19 protein-coding genes are annotated in these 18,928 nt (G+C 60.7%); 10 read left to right on the top strand and 9 right to left on the bottom strand.

The genetic code is table 11. The annotated features are described in order from the left end of the window. Positions 1-399: 399 nt before the first annotated feature. Positions 400-1,605, bottom strand: a complete 1,206-nt coding sequence (locus RBB81_RS02515; protein WP_353072604.1) for a DUF2252 family protein — start codon at positions 1,603-1,605, stop codon at positions 400-402. Positions 1,606-1,809: 204 nt separating this feature from the next. Next, positions 1,810-2,682: a CPBP family intramembrane glutamic endopeptidase gene (locus RBB81_RS02510; protein ID WP_183791329.1), complete on the bottom strand. Its 873-nt coding sequence runs from the start codon at positions 2,680-2,682 to the stop codon at positions 1,810-1,812. A gap of 322 nt (positions 2,683-3,004) precedes the next feature. On the opposite strand from RBB81_RS02510, the gene RBB81_RS02505 reads away from it, so the two are divergent. Both RBB81_RS02505 and RBB81_RS02500 read left to right on the top strand, forming a co-directional pair. Then, positions 3,005-3,178 (top strand): hypothetical protein, encoded by a 174-nt coding sequence (locus RBB81_RS02505; RefSeq protein ID WP_179586364.1) that lies wholly within the window; start codon positions 3,005-3,007, stop codon positions 3,176-3,178. 108 nt (positions 3,179-3,286) lie between these two features. Beyond that, the gene (locus tag RBB81_RS02500; RefSeq protein WP_353072603.1) at positions 3,287-5,353 is read left to right on the top strand and encodes a fusaric acid resistance protein; all 2,067 of its coding nucleotides are present in this window, start codon (positions 3,287-3,289) and stop codon (positions 5,351-5,353) included. Between the two features lie 121 nt (positions 5,354-5,474). Here RBB81_RS02500 and RBB81_RS02495 read toward each other — a convergent pair whose 3' ends face one another. From RBB81_RS02495 to RBB81_RS02480, 4 genes are all read right to left on the bottom strand, one after another. Next, positions 5,475-6,506, bottom strand: a complete 1,032-nt coding sequence (locus RBB81_RS02495) for an ABC transporter permease (RefSeq protein WP_353072602.1) — start codon at positions 6,504-6,506, stop codon at positions 5,475-5,477. Then, complete coding sequence (locus tag RBB81_RS02490; protein ID WP_353072601.1) at positions 6,499-7,461, bottom strand: ABC transporter ATP-binding protein; 963 nt, start codon at positions 7,459-7,461, stop codon at positions 6,499-6,501. Before RBB81_RS02490 ends, RBB81_RS02495 begins: the two co-directional genes overlap by 8 nt. Continuing rightward, a complete protein-coding gene (locus tag RBB81_RS02485) occupies positions 7,455-8,471 on the bottom strand; it encodes an arginase family protein (protein WP_353072600.1) in 1,017 nt (338 codons plus the stop codon). Before RBB81_RS02485 ends, RBB81_RS02490 begins: the two co-directional genes overlap by 7 nt. Before the next feature lie 63 nt (positions 8,472-8,534). Then, a complete protein-coding gene (locus tag RBB81_RS02480; protein ID WP_353072599.1) occupies positions 8,535-8,756 on the bottom strand; it encodes a hypothetical protein in 222 nt (73 codons plus the stop codon). A gap of 173 nt (positions 8,757-8,929) precedes the next feature. Here RBB81_RS02480 and RBB81_RS02475 point away from each other — a divergent pair, with 173 nt between their 5' ends. The 5 genes from RBB81_RS02475 (at position 8,930) to RBB81_RS02455 (ending at position 12,068) form a co-directional block, all read left to right on the top strand. Then, entirely contained in the window at positions 8,930-9,235 is a 306-nt protein-coding gene (locus tag RBB81_RS02475; protein ID WP_179586352.1) for a metalloregulator ArsR/SmtB family transcription factor, read from the top strand. Between the two features lies 1 nt (position 9,236). Continuing rightward, a complete protein-coding gene (locus tag RBB81_RS02470) occupies positions 9,237-9,764 on the top strand; it encodes an SRPBCC family protein (protein WP_353072598.1) in 528 nt (175 codons plus the stop codon). Beyond that, positions 9,761-10,198 carry an LIC_13387 family protein gene (locus RBB81_RS02465; RefSeq protein ID WP_353072597.1) on the top strand — a complete coding sequence of 146 codons (438 nt, stop codon included), beginning with the start codon at positions 9,761-9,763 and terminating at the stop codon, positions 10,196-10,198. The genes RBB81_RS02470 and RBB81_RS02465 overlap by 4 nt, the downstream gene beginning before the upstream one ends. Before the next feature lie 143 nt (positions 10,199-10,341). Continuing rightward, positions 10,342-10,722 carry a BlaI/MecI/CopY family transcriptional regulator gene (locus tag RBB81_RS02460; RefSeq protein ID WP_353072596.1) on the top strand — a complete coding sequence of 127 codons (381 nt, stop codon included), beginning with the start codon at positions 10,342-10,344 and terminating at the stop codon, positions 10,720-10,722. Beyond that, entirely contained in the window at positions 10,719-12,068 is a 1,350-nt protein-coding gene (locus tag RBB81_RS02455) for a M56 family metallopeptidase (RefSeq protein ID WP_353072595.1), read from the top strand. Before RBB81_RS02460 ends, RBB81_RS02455 begins: the two co-directional genes overlap by 4 nt. Positions 12,069-12,111: 43 nt before the next feature. On the opposite strand, the gene RBB81_RS02450 is transcribed toward RBB81_RS02455, so the two are convergent. Next, positions 12,112-12,342 (bottom strand): hypothetical protein, encoded by a 231-nt coding sequence (locus tag RBB81_RS02450; protein WP_353072594.1) that lies wholly within the window; start codon positions 12,340-12,342, stop codon positions 12,112-12,114. Between the two features lie 117 nt (positions 12,343-12,459). Between RBB81_RS02450 and RBB81_RS02445 the strand changes: the two genes are divergently transcribed. Beyond that, entirely contained in the window at positions 12,460-12,924 is a 465-nt protein-coding gene (locus RBB81_RS02445) for an ester cyclase (RefSeq protein ID WP_353072593.1), read from the top strand. A gap of 61 nt (positions 12,925-12,985) precedes the next feature. On the opposite strand, the gene RBB81_RS02440 is transcribed toward RBB81_RS02445, so the two are convergent. Then, positions 12,986-15,808: a valine--tRNA ligase gene (locus tag RBB81_RS02440; protein WP_353072592.1), complete on the bottom strand. Its 2,823-nt coding sequence runs from the start codon at positions 15,806-15,808 to the stop codon at positions 12,986-12,988. A gap of 121 nt (positions 15,809-15,929) precedes the next feature. Between RBB81_RS02440 and RBB81_RS02435 the strand changes: the two genes are divergently transcribed. After that, on the top strand, positions 15,930-16,424 hold the full coding sequence (locus tag RBB81_RS02435) for a hypothetical protein (protein ID WP_353072591.1): 495 nt from the start codon (positions 15,930-15,932) through the stop codon (positions 16,422-16,424). Between the two features lie 103 nt (positions 16,425-16,527). Next, positions 16,528-17,058: a hypothetical protein gene (locus RBB81_RS02430; protein ID WP_353072590.1), complete on the top strand. Its 531-nt coding sequence runs from the start codon at positions 16,528-16,530 to the stop codon at positions 17,056-17,058. A gap of 76 nt (positions 17,059-17,134) precedes the next feature. On the opposite strand, the gene RBB81_RS02425 is transcribed toward RBB81_RS02430, so the two are convergent. Next, positions 17,135-18,856 (bottom strand): outer membrane protein assembly factor BamD, encoded by a 1,722-nt coding sequence (locus RBB81_RS02425; protein WP_183791345.1) that lies wholly within the window; start codon positions 18,854-18,856, stop codon positions 17,135-17,137. Between the last annotated feature and the right edge of the window lie 72 nt (positions 18,857-18,928).

The following is an 18,928-nucleotide window of genomic DNA, read 5'->3' as shown; positions in this document are numbered from 1 at the left end:
CCTGTCAGGGCAACGGCAAGAACAGAGACCACGAATTTAGCTAGATAAGACACGAAAACTTAGGGTGAACCTTTCATGTCAAGCAACTATTCGTAAATGAATTTGGTCCCTCCTAAGTCAAAGGGATAATCATTGATTTTTCTGTGGAAAATCTTGGTTGGGAGAGGAGAGGATTTGTGCGTGTGCTAATGCCTCCCCGCTCAAGATCGAAATCTGCCTTGGGTTGCCCTGCGCGGGCGGCGCCCACTTCGTGGGGTGTATACCGGCTTCGCCTCGGCCTCCCGATGGCCGACTGGTATTTCATCGCGACCATCGGGAGCGCCAACCGAAGGGGTATACACGTCACGAAGTGACCGCACCGCGCGTAGCGGGCCGCCTGCAAGGCCCATCCTTTTTCAACTAGGCGGTGGCGTAGAGGCGGCAGTGCTCGAGGTAGGCGGTTTCGTGGCTGGCGATGAGTTCGACTATGCTGGTCCACATCCAGCCTGGGGCGTTGAGGGTCTTTGACTGGTTTTTGGTTAGCTCGGCGGCCCAGTGTTTGCGGGTGGCGGCGTCCATCTGGCGGGCGTGGGCTTTGCCGACGATGCAGGCGAGGTAGCTAGCGGCGTTGACGGCCTCTTCGCGGGTGAGACGGTCGATCTCGAGCTTGAGGTCCTGGGGCATGAGTTCGCGCAGGACGACGGGGTGGCCGAGGAACTTTGCGGCCAGCATGCGTTCGCCGAGGTAGGGCGAGAGGTTGGTGGCTCCGGTGACGACTCGCTGGGCGAAGTCTTTTGGCATGTTGGCGTTCTTTGCGGCGGGTGCGGCGGCTCGCACGGCCTCCTTGATATCGACGAGGCAGTACTCCTTGTCTTTCTTCGGGCCTACGCCGAGCAGGACGGCGTAGCGGAGGCGGCCGAGGGAGCTGCAGCCCTTCATCCAGTAGGCGGCGTCGAGCACGCGGACCTTTGCGTCGTTGTCGCGATGCTTGAGCGAGGTGATGAGTTTTCGCGCGTCTTCGTTTTGGAAGAGCTTTTCGATCTCTTCCTTTTCTTCGTCGGAGAGTGTCCAGAAGCGGTCGCCAAGGGGGATGGTCGGTTTGACGTCCTCGATGCGCTCCTGCGCGAGGTGTCGCCACTCGCGGTTGACGGCCTGGCGAAGCACGGTCTCGACGGGGCGCAGGTTTTCGGGGGTTTTCTTGACCTTCGAGGCGATGTGTGGGATGAGGGCGCTGCGGTATCCCTGGACCATCTGCTCCATCATGAGGGCGGTGGTGACGCCGGGGAGGTCGGAGCCGCGGGCGGCCGTGGCAAGGGAGAGGCCGAGGCGGATGAGGTCGTGTGCGGGGTTGCCGATGACGGTCTGGTCGAGGTCGCGGATCTCGATCTCGACTTTGCCTTCGGAGTTGGCGACGGGGCCGAGGTTGCCTACGTGGCAGTCGCCGCAGATCCAAACGGGAGGGCCCTGGGGGAGCTTGCGGGCGGAGTCGGCTTTGAGCCACTGGTAGAACTGGAGGGTGTTTCCGCGGACATAGGCGTGGGCAGAGCGTGCCATCTTGAGGCGACGGCGTTCTTCGAGGATGGCTTGGCGATCGGCTGGTTTGATCTCAACTACTTTTTTCCGCATCTACCAGTATTAGCAGAAAATTAACATTCGTTGTATGTCATGCGGCCGACATATGTGCTGCGTGAAGGTTTTCGATAGTGGGTCAGCTTGACGGCAGCGGCTCAACTTGCCGAAAAGCCGACTTCTCGGCAACTGCTGATTAGCGATAACGCGTTAGGCTGAATTAATAAACGAAACGGCGTTTCTCAGGACTGATCCCTTTAACTATCGTGGCTCATCTGTCGCGGCAGGGGAAAAGCCTTCACGTAGACGGCTACGCGAAACGAGGACCGTTGCTGCTACGACGACGGTGACCGCTAACCCAACCCCGAATTCTGTGGTGATGTACTTTGCCCAACCGACAGGAGCCGTCAGCGGATCAAATAAGCTCTGAATAAACGTGTTGTGGGTGGCGTGTAGAAGAACACAGGGCCAGAGGCTGCCCGAGCGCAGTCTAAGGTAGCCCATGAGGTAGGCGTTCGCGGTCACCATGATTGTGAAGCAGGCGAGGAAGAAGATGGGCTTTGTGTCCGGCCTGAAGTCGGTCCAGAGGAGTTCCGGAAAGTGCCACACGGCCCAGATCAACCCTGAGATCAGGCAGGCGCCGTGGAAGCCGAACCGCTGCTGCAGCCGGGGAAACAGGAACCCGCGCCATCCGAGTTCCTCGCCGAGCGACCACACCGCTTCGAAGACAACGCCGACGGTAAACAACAGCGGCAGCGCCACGCCAAACGTCCCGAAGGCGGGCCAGCGGGCCAATCCATAAGGCTCTACCATCGAGGCTTCGAAGCTCTTGAGGGTGAAGGAGCCGCGAACGACCAGCCAGGTGAGCAGGTACACCGGCGTGGCGTAGAGCAGCGGCAGAAAATACGCGAGCCTGAGAAAGCGTCGTGCCGGCCAACTCCAGCCCAGGGTTCCGAGAGGGATGCGGAGCAGCAGGCAGGTGCACAGTGCAGCGGCGCCAGGACACCACACAATGAACTGCGCGAGTGTCGACGTTAAGCGATGGCTGTGAACGTCGAGGGCGTAGGTGCATCCGCTAAGGACACCAAGAAAAAACAGGAAGATCGATAACGGTCGCTGTTGCGGGACTCTCATAAACGCTCTCCTCGTAGATACGCTCACAAGTCAAGGCCGTTGTCGGAATTCTAGCTTACGACCTCTACGTCGCTATTTCGTGAAGTCAGGCCTCATAAGTCGGCTTGTCGGAAGTGACGACGTTATTCCCGCAAAACGCGGTTTTCGACAGCTTCTAGTGCCGGACTCGAATCGGACTCACCGCCGGTTTCCCCACCATTTTCGTCCCCGCGATAACTAGCGCGCCAGCGGAAGATTCGGAGCGAGATGGCGAAGGGATTACGAGCCACGCTAAGAGGATGGCTAGTGGGACGATGAGTTGTGGGAGGTTGATGCCTGGAGCATGTTGCCTCGCATGGCGTCGATTGCGGCGGTTAGCGCGTATGAGGGGTTCTCCGCTGAGGGGGTGGGCGTCCCTTCTCGTACTGCCAAGGCAGCCACCGTCTGGGGTGATGGGAGGACAGTTGAACAAGACCTCAGTAATGTGAAGGGTGGATTCCATCTCAATCAACGGTAGACTGTCCTTTGGTAGCACCTCATGAAAACCACTACTCATGATTCGTATCGCTCCCACAGAAGAAAGACATTGGCGAGACCCTCGGTCACGGTCCTGAGGTAACCGGCTATGGCTGCGAATCTGTCCACCTGGACCGCGCGCATCTGGCAGGACATCCAACCCACGCCGGGCCGCTGGAACGGTGCGCTGCGGATCGTACTCGCTTCGGTCATTGCGCTGATTCTGCTGATGACGCTGCGAATGCCTTTCGCCGGGCTTGCCATGTACTACATCTTCCTCGTCGGCCGCGACTCTCCAGCCGTCTCGCTTCGCTCCGCGATGCTCTCACTGCTCACCGTATCAATGACGATCGCGGCCGTGCTCGCTGTGGTTGTTGTCACTGACAACGATCCGATGTCGCGTGTGCTGAGTGTCGCCGCCGCGAGTTTCGTGAGCGGGATGCTCCTCGTGTCGAGTACCACGCCGGGGTTTGCCGTGATCTTCGGCTTCATCTTCACAGTGCTGATGTCACTCTGGGAGACCCATGCCCCTGCTGGCCCGTTGGTGAAGCAGATGCTCTACCTGCTCGGCGCTGTCTCGTTGTCTGTAGGCTCTGTGGTCTTCGTCGAATACGTCTTTGGCCGCCGCAATGCGGCCGAGGAACTGCAGAAGGAGCGCATCTTGCGCTACCAGGCGCTCGAAACGATGTTCTCGCTTTACGCCCAGGGAGCGGATGCCGCGCAGCTCTCCCCGGCTGTCATTCACGTCTCGCGTCTCGCCGTTGCGGGCCAGTACGCCATGCAGCGGCTCTATAACATCATCGTTGAGCGCAACCTCGACCCCAGCATGCTCCCCATCGGTGTGCGCGTCCGGATCACGATGCAGGCGCAGCTTCTGGATGTTGCGGCTGCCTTCGGTTTTCAGTACCCCACTCTCTCCGACCCCGCCCTTCGCCAGCGTTGCGCTCACATCGCGAACCTCTGCCACTATCTTGCACTCGACACGGTTCCACCGGACCTGCGGAAGCAGTTGGCGGAGGAACATGCTGTGGGGCCAGAGCCTACGCTCCTCGATCGCGTCGACCTTGTGCTGCACGACATCATCTCCATGCCAATGAAGGGCGACCTGGCCACCAGCAAGAAGCTCATCGCCCTACCTTCGCGCCAGGTTCCTTTCCTGATTCCGGGAGCCCTTTGGCAGCCTCAGACTATCGCTTTCGCTCTCAAGATCAGCTTCTGCGCCACGCTCTGCTACATCATCTATCTGGCCGTCGGGTGGCCCGGCATCTCGACATCCACCGCCACCGTGTTCATCGCCGGGCTCGGCACGAGCGGTGCTCTCAAGCAGCGTCTAGTCTTCCGCGTTACCGGTTCCTTAATCGGGGGGCTGATCTTTGCACTTGGGTCGACCGTCTTTCTTTTTCCCCACATGGACTCGATCACCTCGCTGGTGCTGCTGGTGATCGCGGTTGTCTTTTTCTCGGCCTGGCTCGTCGGCGGACGCCAGTTCAACTTTATCGGGCTGCAGACCGCTTTTTCCTTTCATCTGGTGGTCTTCGCCGGGTTCTCCGCTCCTACCGAACTTGCCCCTCCCCGCGACCGCCTCGTCGGCATTCTGCTGGCGCTGGTGATCATGGCCTTTGTCTTCGACCTGATCTGGCCGGTCCGTAACGTCACGGCCATGCGGAATTCCCTTGCTACCATCTTTCGCGGCGTCGGCGTGCTCCTCCGTGAGTCGGCGGCTGCACGTACCACCGCCGAATTCCTCGGCCCGGCAGACAGCTTCCGCGATCTGGTCGGCAAGACTGTCGCCAGCATCCGCACGATGAATGACACCATCGAGTACGAGTTCGGCGTCGACCGCATCCAACACCAACACGCAGGCGACATCATTCTCCGCGCCTCGCTGACCGCCGTTGCCTTCTTCTGGAACGGGTACGCCGTCCTGCACAGGGAGCAGGATCGCGACTTCCTCACCGAACCTGGGCTGATAAAAATGCGCGCCATCCTCGCCAATGGTATGGACGCGATGGCTCAGTCGGTGGTTCGTAAGACGGACTTAGCAATGATCGAGCCCGCGGCTCTGATCGACGGCTCCCTTCTCACCCATCCGCGCTACGGCGAGTACGTCCAGAACGCGATCGCGCGTTTCGAAGAACTTCAGAAGTTCGTCACCCAACTCCGAACCGAGCCCTGACTATCGAGCACCGACGTTGTACTTCTCTGTAAGGAAAATGGGCGGCCCTGGTAGACGATTTAGAAGCTTTTCGGGGTTCGGGTATCTCCGCCGACCTTTCGCGGAATCCACGGCATCCGAACTAGCGCCAGCGGAAGATGCGCAGGGAGATGGCGAAGGGGATTATGAGCCATGCCAACAGGATGGCTACCGGGGCGAGGAGCTGCTGGAGGCTTAGTCCCTGGAGCATGTTTCCGCGCATGGCGTCGATTGCTGCGGTGAGAGGGAGGGCTCGGATCAGGGGCTGGACTGCGGCCGGAAAACGGGTGGAGGAGAAGAAGACTCCGGAGAAGATCCACATGGGAAACATGACGAAGTTCATGAGGCCGGAGACGGCTTCGATGGTTTTGGCGCGGGAGGCGGTGAGCAGGCCCAGGGCGGAGAATGCCAGTGACGTGAGGATGCAGAGGAGGGAGAGTTGCGTGATCGATCCGCGAAAGGGAACTCCGAAGACGAGGCGGGCGAAGCCTAGAAAGGCGGCGACTTCGACCACGAGCATGACGAGACGCGAGAGGAGAAACGACGCGAGGTACTGCCAGCGAGGCATGGGCGAGGCGACGAGACGCTTGAGGAGTTTCTTTTGTCGCGCGTCTACGATGGCGAATCCCATGCCCCACATGGCGGAGCCCATGAGGTTCATTCCCAATAGGCCGGGCACTACGAAGTCGATGTAGCGGGCGCCGGTCTCGTGCACCAGTTCCTCTTTGCTGGGGAGGGCGTCGTGTCGGCCGGCTGCAGTTTGAATCGCACGGTCGGCGAGCAGCTTCGCGGTGCGCGCATCCGGGTTAGTGGAGTCGTACTGGTAGACGGTTGTGTCGGGTCGCTGAACGGCGAGGAGCAGGATGCGTCCTGTGGCTAAGGCTTGCGTGCCTGTGGCCTCGTCCATGGTTATGGAGGTGAGGCCCTTGTCGGCGTTGAGGGCCTGGGTGAGTTGCAACGTGGTGGCGCCAACCTGAAGGACCTCCGGCGGGCGGTTGCGAAAGGCGATGCCGAGGCCTGCGGCGAGCAGGATGGGAAAGATGAAGATCCAGAAGATGGCTTCGGGCTCGCGCAGGAAGAGGCGGAAGCGCATCATCGTGAGTTGATAGAGGCTGCTTAGCTCCAGCTTATTCATCGCGCAGGTTCCTTCCGGTGAGACCTACGAAGACATCTTCAAGCGTCGCGGAGTGGGTGCGAAACTCGTCCAGGTGAAGGCCTTGCGAGGCGAGCACGGAGAAGATCTTCGGCACGGCGGTGTGGAGCTCGCGTACGGAGAGCTGGTGGATGCCGGCGGTGAGGCGGTGAGACTCCACTCCTTCGATTGCGGTGAGGAGGGCTGGATCGACTGTGGCGGCTCCGTTGTCGCGGCTGGTGGCGGCGAACTCTACGATGTGCTCACCGCCGACGGAGGCGATGAGCTTCGGAGGCGTGTCGAGTGCGATGATGCGGCCGTGGTCCATGATGGCGACGCGGTCGCAGAGGCGCTCGGCTTCGTCCATGTAGTGCGTCGTGAGGATGATGGTGCGGCCCTCCTGCTTGAGGCGGTCGAGGAGGTCCCAGAGGTTGCGACGGGCCTGGGGATCGAGGCCTGTGGTGGGTTCGTCGAGGAAGAGAAGTTCGGGATCGCCGACGAGGGCGCAGGCCATGGCGAGGCGCTGCTTCTGGCCGCCGGAGAGTGTGCCTACGCGGGCGCTGCGCTTCTCTTCAAGCTGGGCGCTTCTGATGGAGTCTTCGACGGTGATGCCGCGGTGGAAGAAGCTGCGGAAGAGGCGCAGGGTCTCCTCGACGGTCATCTTCTCGGAGAACTGCGTCTCCTGCAACTGGAGGCCGATGCGCTGGCGAAGCTCGTCCGCGTTGGTGCGCCAGTTGAGGCCGAGGAGTTCGACGACGCCGCTGTCGGGTGTGGTGAGGCCTTCGCAGATCTCGATGGTGGTGGTCTTGCCGGCGCCGTTTGGCCCGAGCAGACCGAAGCACTCGCCGGGTGTGACCTCGAGATCGAGGCCGTTGACGGCGACGACATCAGCGAAGGCTTTGCGGACTCCGCGCAGAAGGAGTGAGGGGCGGTCGGTCTGCGGCTTTGCGGTCAGCATGGAGAGGTCGCCTGTGGCTTCGAGGGAGGCAGCTTGTCGACGAGGATCTGGACCAGCTGGTGCACGGAGTTTTGACCGACGTCCCGGAGAGCGGCATATTCGCTGATTTCGATGTGACGAATGCGGGGGTCCTGAAGCAGTATGCCGAGCAACTCCTTGCCCTCTTCGAGGCTGAGTCCTTCTTCGTGTGGGAAGTAGATGGGGGTGAGGTCGCTTGCGCGGAAGACGTCAATGTCCAGATGCAACAGGATTGCAGCGGAGGGTGGTATCGCTGCGAGGACCTGCTGCGCCGATTGTCGAATGCCGATGCGCCGGAGATCGGCCAGCGATGTGGATCGGATGCCTGTTTCCGGCGACTGCGAGGGGGTGGTCCATCCCACGAAGGAGACCTGCGAAGGTTTGAGCGGGGGGCCATTCCAAAACGGCGAGTCATGGGTGAGAAACCAGACCGCGCAGGAGGCGGCGCTCTGACTGCGGGAAGAGATGGGCGCGGCGTCGTCGCAGTCTCCGTCGATGTAGAGGACGTGAATATCGTTTGATGTGACTTTGCTCAAGGCTTGTGCGGTTCCTACGACGACGCTGCAGTCGCAACCAATCAAGAGCGGAGTCTGTCCGGGTTGTTTTAGTATCCCGGTGAGATGCTCGCTGAGCAGATCCCAGACGATTCGTGGAGCTGGCCAGCTTCTGATGGGAGGAACGGAGTGATGGGGAAGATAGCTGGGTATCGGGAGATTCCCGGCATCGACAGCGCTGCGACCGGCGTGGTTGAGCTGCTTTACCAGGTCGGCGTCACGGTAGGCCTGAGCGTCGTTCTCGTTTCCGGGATAGAGCGATCCTGCACGAAGGGGAACGCCGAGAATCACATATGTCGAAGTTGCTGACTCAGCGTTGATAGGCGGTTGGAGCGGGGAAGCTGAGGCAGGGACTGGTTGCCCATTGGCGTACGTGCTGTCCAGGGTGAGCGCAAGGGCTGCTGCGCCCGCGGTGGTCAGGAACTCTCGTCGCTTCATTCAGCACCTCGTTGCAGCAAAAGCGTCCTGAAGACAAGTTTTACGTGATAAGGTCGGGAACCGTTAGCTGTCTTTGCGGTAGAGGAGTTCGCGCATCGCCTGGCGACGGGCGGCGTTGGCTTCGGTCTGGATTTTGCGGTCGACGGCGTCCATGTGTGGTTTGGTGACGGGGTCGGAGGGCTCTTCGGCGCTGCACTCCGGGCAGCGGTTGGCGAAGCCGGGCTTATCGGGCTTCAGCTCGAACTCTTCGGAGCAGATGGCGCAGACTTTGATCGGAAACGGCATACCCTCCATGATAAATCGGTGGGGACGTTTCGTGCGCCCTGCGCGGGCGGCGCCCACTTCGTGGGGTGTGTACCGGCTTCGCCTTGCGGCCTCCCGTTGGTCGGCGAGGATTTCTTTGCTTTGGGATGAAAAAAAGCTTGACGGATTTTTAGGTAAGTATTAGCTTACGGTAAGTGATTACTTACGGACAGCAGCAACTGGATGCACTTGGGGATGTAACGCGGCGGATGCTGCTGGAGCGGCTTCGCCGGGGGCCGCTGCCGGTTGGAGAGCTGGCGCGAGGTCTTACGGTGAGCAGGCCGGCTGTCTCGCAGCATCTGCGGGTTCTGAAGGAGGCGAAGCTGGTGCGCGATGAGGCGGCAGGAACGCGGCGGTACTACAGTTTGGATCCGAAGGGATTTGCAGCGTTGCGATCGTATCTGGACAACTTCTGGGGCGAGGCTCTGGAAGCATTTCAAGCGAAGGTAGAGGAGAAATAATATGCCGGAGAGACAGCTGAATACGCAGGACACGATGACGATGGAGGGAGAGGCTCAGGTGGTCGAGCCGGTACGCAAGAGTATTCGCGTGCGAGCGGATGCGGCCCGTGCCTTCCGCATCTTTACCGAGGAGATGGATAGCTGGTGGCCGAGGACGCACCACATTGGCAGCTCGCCGATGAAGCGGGTTGTGGTGGAGGGCAGGCCGATGGGCGCGATCTTTACCGAGCAGGAGGATGGGACGAACTGTCCGTGGGGTTCGGTGCTGACGTGGGAGCCGCCCCACCTGTTTGTGATGGCGTGGCAGATAAAGCCGGACTGGCAGTTCGAACCGGATTTGAGCAAGTGCAGCGAGGTGGAGGTGCGATTTACTCCGGCAGATGATGGCACGACGCTGGTGGAACTGGAGCATCGCGGCCTGCAACGCCATGGCATGGGATGCGCGAAGATGCGCGAACAGGTGAACGCCGAGGGCGGATGGGGCGGTCTGCTGGGTATGTTTGCGGCGAAGGCGGACGAAGAGGTATGAGGGCGGCGGTGTGGTTTCGCGCTGCGGCTGTGCTGATGCTGCTGTTTGCAGTGGGCCATACGTACGGCTTTCTGGCCTTCCGTCCGGAGTCGGCGGAAGGCCGCGCCGTGTGGGAGGCGATGAACAGCGTGAGATTTTCTGCGGGCCGCGCGACGTTCAGCTATGGCGGGTTCTATACCGGCTTTGGGCTGTCGATCTCAGCGTTTGATGTTTTTAGCGCGTGGCTGGCCTGGACGCTGGGGTCGATGGCTCGAGCGGGTGAGAGGAGAGCGCGCCCGATTGGGTGGGCCATGTTTGCGCTGCAGTGCGTGGGGTTTGTGCTTTCGCTGCAGTATTTTTCGATTGTGCCTGCGGTGTTGTCCGCGGTGGCTGCGGTTTGCTTTCTGCTGGGGGTGATTTTTTGCGGGTCGCCAGCGAAGAGGAGTGCCGGCTGATTGTGGTTGAGTTCGTGATGGATTGCGTCCTTCGGTACAGTGCGCAAGGCTTATTTCTCTTTACATGTGTTTATGTCCTAAGTTTTTAGTTGACAGAATTCAGGCACACGGCCTATTGTCCTAATTACTTAGGAGAGGGGCAGATGGGGCGAGAAAAGAAGCGCACGCTGACGAAGCTGGAGCTGCAGATCATGCAGGCGATCTGGACGCTGGGAACAAGCAACGTCAGCGCGGTGCAGGAGAGTCTGAAGCAGCGGCTGGCCTACACCACGGTGCAGACGATGCTGAACATCCTTGAGAAGAAGGGCATGCTGAAGCGCACTCTGGTGGGGCGATCGTACGAGTACAGCGCGGCGGTGACCAAAGCTGCGGCCTCGGGCCATGCGGTGCGGGACCTGGTGGACCGGATGTTCGGCGGGTCGGGTGAGGAGCTGGTCATGAGCTTGATTGATAGCAAACAGATTGATGCGAAGCAGATCGCGCGGCTTAGCAGAATGTTGGAGAAGAGAGGAGGCGAGGGATGAGCGCTCCTGAGGGATGGGTGCTGGGGTATCTGTTGAACTCGTTGTGGCAGGTGCCGGTGATCTTCGTGGCTGGGCGGCTGGCGGCGCGGATGGCGCGACGGAGTGGGCCGGAGTTGGAGCATCGCGTGTGGGTGATCGCTCTGCTGCTGCAGGTGGCGTTGCCTGCGTGCCGGTTTCGTCCAGGCGGTTTGTTCAACGAGATAGTTGGGCTGATTCTGCGAGGATCGGGCGGGACTGGCGGAGAGGTACGGGTTGCCGTTGGTGCGGGCGTGACGAGCGGCCTGAGTATGGCGTGGCTTTCAAAAGAGGTGCTGGCCGCCGCGATGGTGGCCTATGGGTGCAGCGTGCTGTACTTTGCCGCCAGGCTGGGATGGAGGATGGTTAGGACCTGGCGGATGGAGCGGCAGGCGAAGGCTGTCATGCTGGCGGGGGATGCGATGCAGCGTTGGGAGCGATGCGGGAGGTTTTTTGGTTGCGCATCGGCACGAGTAGCAGAGTCGGAGGTGATCGGCGGGCCGGTGACGGTTGGCGTTCGGAGCGATGTGATGCTGGTGCCGCCTGGATTTCTCGAGAGCATTGCAGAGGAGGATCTGGATGTTGTGATGGCGCATGAGTTCGCGCATATGCGTCGGCGAGACTTTGTGAAGAACCTGACTTATGAGGTGCTGTCGTTGCCGGTGGCTTATCATCCGGCGCTTTGGTTGACGCGGGCGCGAGTTGCGGAGAGCCGTGAGATGGTTTGCGATGCGATGGCGGCAGAGGCTGTCGCAGGGAGTGAGAGATATGCACGATCGTTACTGCGGCTAGCGTCGCTGCTGGTGAAGGGCGCGCCGGATAAGACACTACACGCCATCGGAATCTTCGATGCCAACAGCTTTGAGAGGAGAGTTATGCGACTGAGCGAAGGAGGTGTGGAGATGCGGGGAGTGCGGAGGTTGGGTACGGCTGCGGCTTGCGGGATGGTGGGGCTGGTAACGTGCGCGTCGGCGCTGGGGTTGCGGATGGAGGTGCCCGCACCCGCGACTGCGGCGGTGGCCCAGGATGCGGGTTCGGCGAGGCTGACGATACCCGCGCAAAAGATGGACGCTGTCTACAAAAGGCCTCCGGTGTACCCGGCGCAGGCAAGGGAGAAGAAGGACACGCTCAACGGGCCGGTGGTGCTGGACGTGATTGTGGACGAGGAGGGAGTGCCGAGCGACGTGCGGGTGAGGAAGGGCCTGCGCTCCGACTACGATGAGAGTGCGCTCGCAGCGGTAAAGGAGTGGCGTTGGAGTCCATACCTCGTCAACGGAAGGCATGTGACGGTGAATACTACCGTGACAGTCAACTACTTTCTTGGCAAATAGGTGGAGTTGAGGGCGGGAGATTTGCACCCGCCCTTCTTCCAAGCTAGTTGGGTGGAAGGGCGTCGAGGGCGGCTTTGGTTTTGTCGTAGAGGATTGTGGTTTCGGCGTGTTGCTTGCGGAGGCCGTCGACGATGTGGGCGGGGGCCTTCGACATGAAGGTTTGTTGTTGAGTTGGTTGTCGGCGGCGGTGAGGCTCCTTTTCGTACCTTGCCAGATCTTTCGCGTGGCGCGCGCTCGGCGAGAACGTCGATGTTCCGTAGTAGAGGACTTGCATCTGGACTCGGGTGACCGGGCGCTTGCATCTTGTTGTCAACAGTCGGTTAGTCGAGGGGCATTTTCAAGCTTCGCGCGAGGGGGTCTATAATCCCCGTTCCATAAGGAGGATTTGACTATGGCTACAGATGACAAACAGACCATGGAGAACAAACAGATCGCGGAGAGGTTCATGGAGGAGTGCTGGAACCAAGGGAAGATGGACTCGATCCGCGAACTTGTCGCAAGCGGATGCAAGCTTCACGACCCGGTTTTTCCCGCTCTTACCTCGGGAGCGGACAACCTGAAGCGGCACATTGAGATGTGCAGGATCGGATTTCCCGATTTCAGATGTTCAATCGACGATACGATCGCTGAACGAAATGAGGTTGTGCACCACTGGACGACTCGAGGGACTCACAAGGGACAGTTCCTTGGTCTGGCTCCGACCAACCGCACGGCCACGGTCTCGGGCACCTCGATCCATCGGATAGAGGGCGGAAAGATCGTGGAGCAGTGGTCGGATTGGAATCTGATGACGTTGATGGAGCAACTCGGACTCTCCGCTATGCCCCAGCAAGCAGAATCCAAGACGCGCGCTTGAATGAGCACGAGTCTGCGGGCCTCGCGGGTTTGTCGCGACGAGAAGTTTTGAGATTTTTCAGTTATACGGAGGGCAGCGAATCCAGCGCTGCCCTTGTTTTGTCGTACAAGATCTTTGTCTCGGCGGATTGTTTTCGCAGGCCGTCGACGATGTGGGCGGGAGCCTTCGACATGAAGGTTTCGTTGTTGAGTTGTTTGTCGGCGGAGGCCAGGCCTTTTTCGTATTTGGCGAGGTCTTTGGTGAGGCGCTCGCGTTCGGCGGGGATGTCGATCTGGCGCTCGTAGATTACGGCTACGTCGAACTCTGCGGTGGAGCGTGCGTTTGAGCCGGTGAGCGACTCGCTGGCGAACTCGACGGCTTGGACGCGTGCCATTCTTGAGAGGACGTCGGCGTTGGCGTCGGCGAGTGCGAGGACGCGATTGCCTGCGTGGATGGTGATGGGTGTGGCTTCTTTCTCGGGGACGCCGAGTTCTTTGCGCAGGCCACGCACGGTGACGATGAGCTCCTGCAGGGTCTTCATGGCGCTCTCGGCTACCGGGTCGGCGGGGAAGTCGGTGGCCTGTGGGTAGCGAGTGAGCGCGATGGATTTCGCGGGAGGCTTGCCTTCGTAGAGCGCGTGCCAGATCTCTTCGGTGAGGAAGGGCATGAAGGGGCTAAGGAGACGCAGTGCACTCTCGAAGACGCCTACGAGCGAGGCGAGGGTGAGGGCGGTGGTCATGTCTGGTTCCGCGTCTTCGGTAGGGGCATTCTCTGGAAAGACGAGGCGCAGCTTGGCGAGCTCTAGATACCAGTCGCAGAACTCGCCCCAGAAGAACTGATAGATGGCGTTGGCGGCTTCGTCGAAGCGATAGTCGGCGAGTGCGCGGTCGACTTCGGCGGAGACGACGCTGAGACGAGAGAAGATCCAGCGGGTCTCGAGCGGGGTGTTGTCGGGCAAGGAGGCGACGACGCCGCTGTCGCGCATGGTCATGCTGTAGCCAGCCTCTTTGGCTCGGTCTACGTTCATAAAGAGGAAGCGGGCTGCGTTCCAGATCTTGTTGGCGAAGGCGCGGTAGCCTTCGGTGCGGGCTTCGCTGAAGGCAATGTCGGTGCCGGGCGAGGCCATGCTGGCGAGGGTGAAGCGGACTGCGTCGGTGCCGAAGCGCTCGATGATGTCGATGGGGTTGATGACGTTGCCCTTGGTCTTGGACATCTTCTCGCGGTTGGCGTCGCGGACGAGGCCGTGGATGTAGACCTCGCGGAAGGGGACAGCGTCTTTCAACTCGCGTTTGCTGCCGTCGGGCATGGGAACGTCGAGCATGAAGTGGGTGCCGAGCATGACCATGCGGGCGACCCAGAAGAAGAGGATGTCGAAGCCGGTGACGAGAAGCTGTGTGGGGTAGAAGGCAGCGAGGTCGGGCGTGAGGTCCGGCATGCCGGTGTCGGGGTTGGGGTTGGGCCAGCCGAAGACGGTGAAGGGAAGCAGGCCGGAGGAGAACCAGGTGTCGAGAACGTCGGTCTCCTGCGTGATGTCGGTGGAGTTGCAGGTGGCGCAGTGAGTGGGGGTTTCGCGCGAGACGGTGATGGCGGCGCAGGCTTTGCAGTGCCATGCGGGGATGCGATGGCCCCACCAGAGTTGGCGCGAGATGCACCAGTCGTGGATGTTGCGCATCCACTCGTCGTAGGTCTTGCGGTACTGGTCGGGCGTGAACTTGATGTAACCCTTGTCGACGGCTTCGATGGCTTTGTCGGCGAGGGGCTGGATCTTTATGAACCATTGCTGCGAGAGGCGCGGCTCGATCACGACGCCGGTGCGCTGCGAGAGGCCGATGGCGTTGGTGTGGTCCTTCACTTCGATAAGAAGATTCTGTGCGGTGAGATCGGCGATGATTCGTTCGCGCGCGGCGTAGCGGTCGAGGCCGTGATAGGGCGAACCGGGGAGGAGGACGTGCGCGGTCTCGTCGAGGATGGTGAGGTTGGGAAGGTTGTGGCGCTGGCCGATGGCGAAGTCGTTGGCGTCGTGCGCTGGTGTGACTTTGACGGCGCCGGTGCCGAACTCGGGCTTGGCCCAGTCGTCGGCGAGGATGGGGATCTCGCGGTCGGGCTGGGCTGTTCTACCTGCCGCAGCGCTGATGCCGCTCAGGGGCAGACGGACCAGTTTGCCCTGGAGAGCGAGGTAGCGCTCGTCGGTGGGATTCACGGCTACGGCTACGTCGCCGAGCATGGTTTCTGGACGCGTGGTTGCGATGACAATGGAACCAGTGCCGTCCGCGAGCGGATAGCGGATGTGGTAGAGCTTGCCGAGGCGCTCTTCGTGCTCCACTTCGAGGTCGGAGACGGCGGTCTGGGCGACGGGGTCCCAGTTGACGATGTAGGCTCCGCGATAGATGAGGCCCTGCTCGTAGAGGCGGACGAAGGCTTCTTTCACGGCGGGCGAGAGCTTGTCGTCCATGGTGAAGTATTCGCGGGACCAGTCGACGCTGGCTCCGAGGCGCTTCATCTGATCGAGGATGGCTCCGCCGTAGAGCTCGCGCCAGGCCCAGACCTTTTCGACGAAGGCGTTGCGGCCAAGTTCCTGACGGGTCTTGCCTTCTTCCTTGAGTTGGCGTTCGACCATCATCTGGGTGGCGATGCCTGCGTGGTCGGTGCCGGGCACCCAGAGGGAGGTTTCGCCGCGCATGCGGTGCCAGCGGGTGAGAATGTCCATCTCCGCCTGGTTGAGCATGTGGCCCATGTGAAGGCGGCCGGTGACGTTGGGCGGCGGTAGAAGTATGGTGAACTTCTTTTGCGCGTCGTGCGTAGTTTCGGGGGTCGGAACGTCAAACAGATGTTCTTTGACCCAGTACTCGGCCCAGCGTTGTTCGATAACGGACGGATCGTATGCTTTTGGAAGTTCCTGGCTCATCGGTGCTTTAAGGGTAGCATCGAGCGGCCTTCCTCGCTGATGCGGGGCGATTGGCAAGCGCTTCAGGAAAAACGGCACACCGAAGGCATCGATCACCGTACACTAGCCCACGAGGTTTTTCATGCGTAGACTGCTGTTCGCCGTTGCTCTGTTGACAGTTGCTTGTACACCCGCCTTTGCCCGCTCTTCGGAGGATCGCGCCAGTGTTGGAAACGATATTACGATTGCAGATGGAGAGACGGCGGGAGATATCGCCTGTGCGTTTTGCACGGTGCGCGTGCACGGTGAGGTGAAGGGGGATATCGCTACCTTTCTGGGATCGGTGATGGTGGATTCCGGGAGGAATATCTCGGGCGACGTGGCTTCGCTGGGTGGCGATCTCGAGATGGGCCAGGATGCGTCGGTTGGTGGCGATGTAGCGATTGCAGCGGGAGACCTGAAATTGGGTAATGGGGCTGCGATTCATGGGGAGCGGACGGTTCTGCCTGGACGCGTGTGGCTTCTGTTGCCGCTCGCTCCGTTCCTGATCCTTGCGGGACTGATCTGGTTGATCGTGTATATCGTTCGGCGCAACCGGTACCAGTTTCCCGTTTATCCGAGAGGGCGCGGATTCTAGTCGGGCTGTTGGGCCGGAGCTGGGGTACTGTAAGAAGATTAGGGAACCTGTCTCGTGGCGTCTGCGTACCACTTTCTGCACGCTGTCGTCTTTTGGGGGAATCTTGCTGAACTTTGCGCTCCGCAGCCTCGTCCTTACGCTTCTGTTTGCCTCGGCCGCGCTGGCACAGTCGCCGGGCAATCGAGCTTATGTCGGGGAGGACATTTATGTCGCATCCGGCCAGCAGGTGCACAATGCGATGTGTATCTTCTGCTCGGTGCAGGTGGAGGGCGACCTGACGGGACGCGTCATTGTGCTGTTCGGCAGCCTGAACGTGACCGGACATGTGGAGAAGGGCGCGACCGTGATCGGTGGTAACGCGGTGGTCGATTCGCAGGCGCGGATTGGCGGCGATACGACGGTATTGGGCGGCAACGCGGTGTATGAGAGTGACGAATCGTTCGGAGGAAGTGCGTATGTGCTGGGCGGACATCTCTCGCATGTGCCTCTGGCGCACGGACAAGTCAGCTCGCACCCACGAGTCTCGTTGAGCCCGTTGTTTTCGATTCTGATGGGGGTGCTGGTGTTGTTGCTGCTTTCGGCATTGTTTGTGCCGCAGGTGCGGCGGCGCATCGCCGTCAATCAGACCTCCTGAGCGGAGTGTTTTAAAACGGAAAAAAGGATGCAGCCCGGTGGCTGCATCCTTTTTTCGCTGTGATTGCTTGAAGCGGCTAGAACGGGTTCAGCTTGTTCAAGCCCTTCTTCTTCTTGTGCTTGCTGTCGGACTCGTCGCTCTTGTCGAACTCTGGCTTCTTGTTCTTTCCGTTGGCATTACCTGCCTGTGCGGCGGGCTGGGTTCCGGGCTTGATATCGTTGACTGCGTCGGGGGCGGCCGCGGCCTTTTCAGCCGCGGGAAGAGGGGTAGAGTTCGTCGGTCCAACTGCCTTCAGGCCGCCGTTGTCGGGGACGGTGGTTCCGGATGCGCCTGAGTTGAGAATCTCAACTCCGCCGATGCGGTTGCCAGAGGAAGCAGGCGGCGTTGGCGCAGCGCCCGAGATACTGGTCGTCGACGATGCTCCGCTCGCGGCACCGGCGTCGGCAGCAGGGACATCCGACAGGGCCAGCGGCGCGGCAGGTGCAGCCGGAGCCGTCGGAGCTGCACCATCTGCTGTGGGAGTGGCTGCATCAGCCGTCGTCGTCGCGGGCTTCGCAGCTGCAGGTCCGTTGGGACTCAGCGCGTCGTTGAAGTCGGTCTTGATCTGGTTCACGACGTGGGGCGCGATCGTGGGAGCTGGGTCGGCGAGGGTCGGCTCTCCATCACGAGCTGCCATGACGACGTCTGGCTGGTGAAGGACAAGGAGACGTGCTCGATCCTGCAGACGGTACTGCCTGCGGCTGTTTTCGAGCGCGACGCTGGCAGCAATCTGCTCGGGGGTGGGCTGCGGAATCTTGACGTTCATCGCATCGAGACGATCGCGCGCATCTTCGACGTGGGGTGAGGCGGAGTGCTCGAGAACCACTTTGCTGTAGGCGGCGATGGCCTCGTCGTCATAGATCTTTTCGAGCCTCGCCTTGCCTGCCTCGGGGAGCTTCATGGTGCGAACGAACCGCGCTTCAGCCTCATACGCATCGCCGAGGCCGACAAGAACGTCGTCCATGTGGCTGTACTGCGGATAGGTATCGACGACGGTCTGGAAGCGGGCGATCGTCGCGGGATAGTTGTTGTGGGTCTGGTAGAAGGCGGCGATGTTAGCTTCGCGGGTGGCCATGACCTCCTGCACCTCGCGCAGCCTCTGCTTGGCCTGAGGCACCAGAGTGGATTCGGGGAACTGCTGCAGCATCAGGCGGTACTCTTCCTCGGCGTGAGTGGCCTTGGCGTAGTCGCGGTCGGGCTTGTCCATCTGGCGAAAGTAGATGTCGCCGACGCGCATCTGGGCCTCGGCGGCCTCGGGCGCGTTGGGGAAGAAGGTGATGAAGTCTTTGTACTCCTGCTCGGCCTGGGTGAGGGCTGCGGTGCCGCCTTCCTTGTACCAGCTGTCGCCGATGGCGAGCTTGGCCTTCATCTGATATTGCGAGTCAGGATAAGTATTGAGCAGCGTTTGCAGGTCGAGACGGGCGACGTCGAAGTGTCCGCGCTTGGTCGCGTCGACGGCTTTATCGTAGAGGACCTTGTCGGGAAGCTTGGCGTCGGGTTTTTCGGCCGGCTTCATCGTCTTCTCTTTGCGGAGCTCTTTTTTGGTGTCTTTGGACTGTACGACTTTGTCCTTTTTGTTGTCTGGCGGTGTTGCGGAGAGGGTCACGCTCTCGTGTTGCTGACCGTTGGCGTCGGTGGTCGTCTGGGACGAGCCGTTTACCTGTGCCATGGCTCCGATCGAGCCGAACATCAGGCTGGCAATTGCGACTCCGGCCAGCGTGCCGGCCCTGAGAGTTGGAAAGAAAGAACGTTTGTTCATCCGCTATAGACCCCATCCGCCTCGCGCGACTGGGCGCTCAGGCTGTGTTCTATTCTAATCGTTCCTGTCTCA

Source organism: Tunturibacter gelidoferens (assembly GCF_040358255.1).
Classification (GTDB): Bacteria; Acidobacteriota; Terriglobia; order Terriglobales; family Acidobacteriaceae; genus Edaphobacter; species Edaphobacter gelidiferens.
Note: the sequence above shows the minus strand (reverse complement) of the source record. Positions and strands in the feature narration are given on the sequence as shown.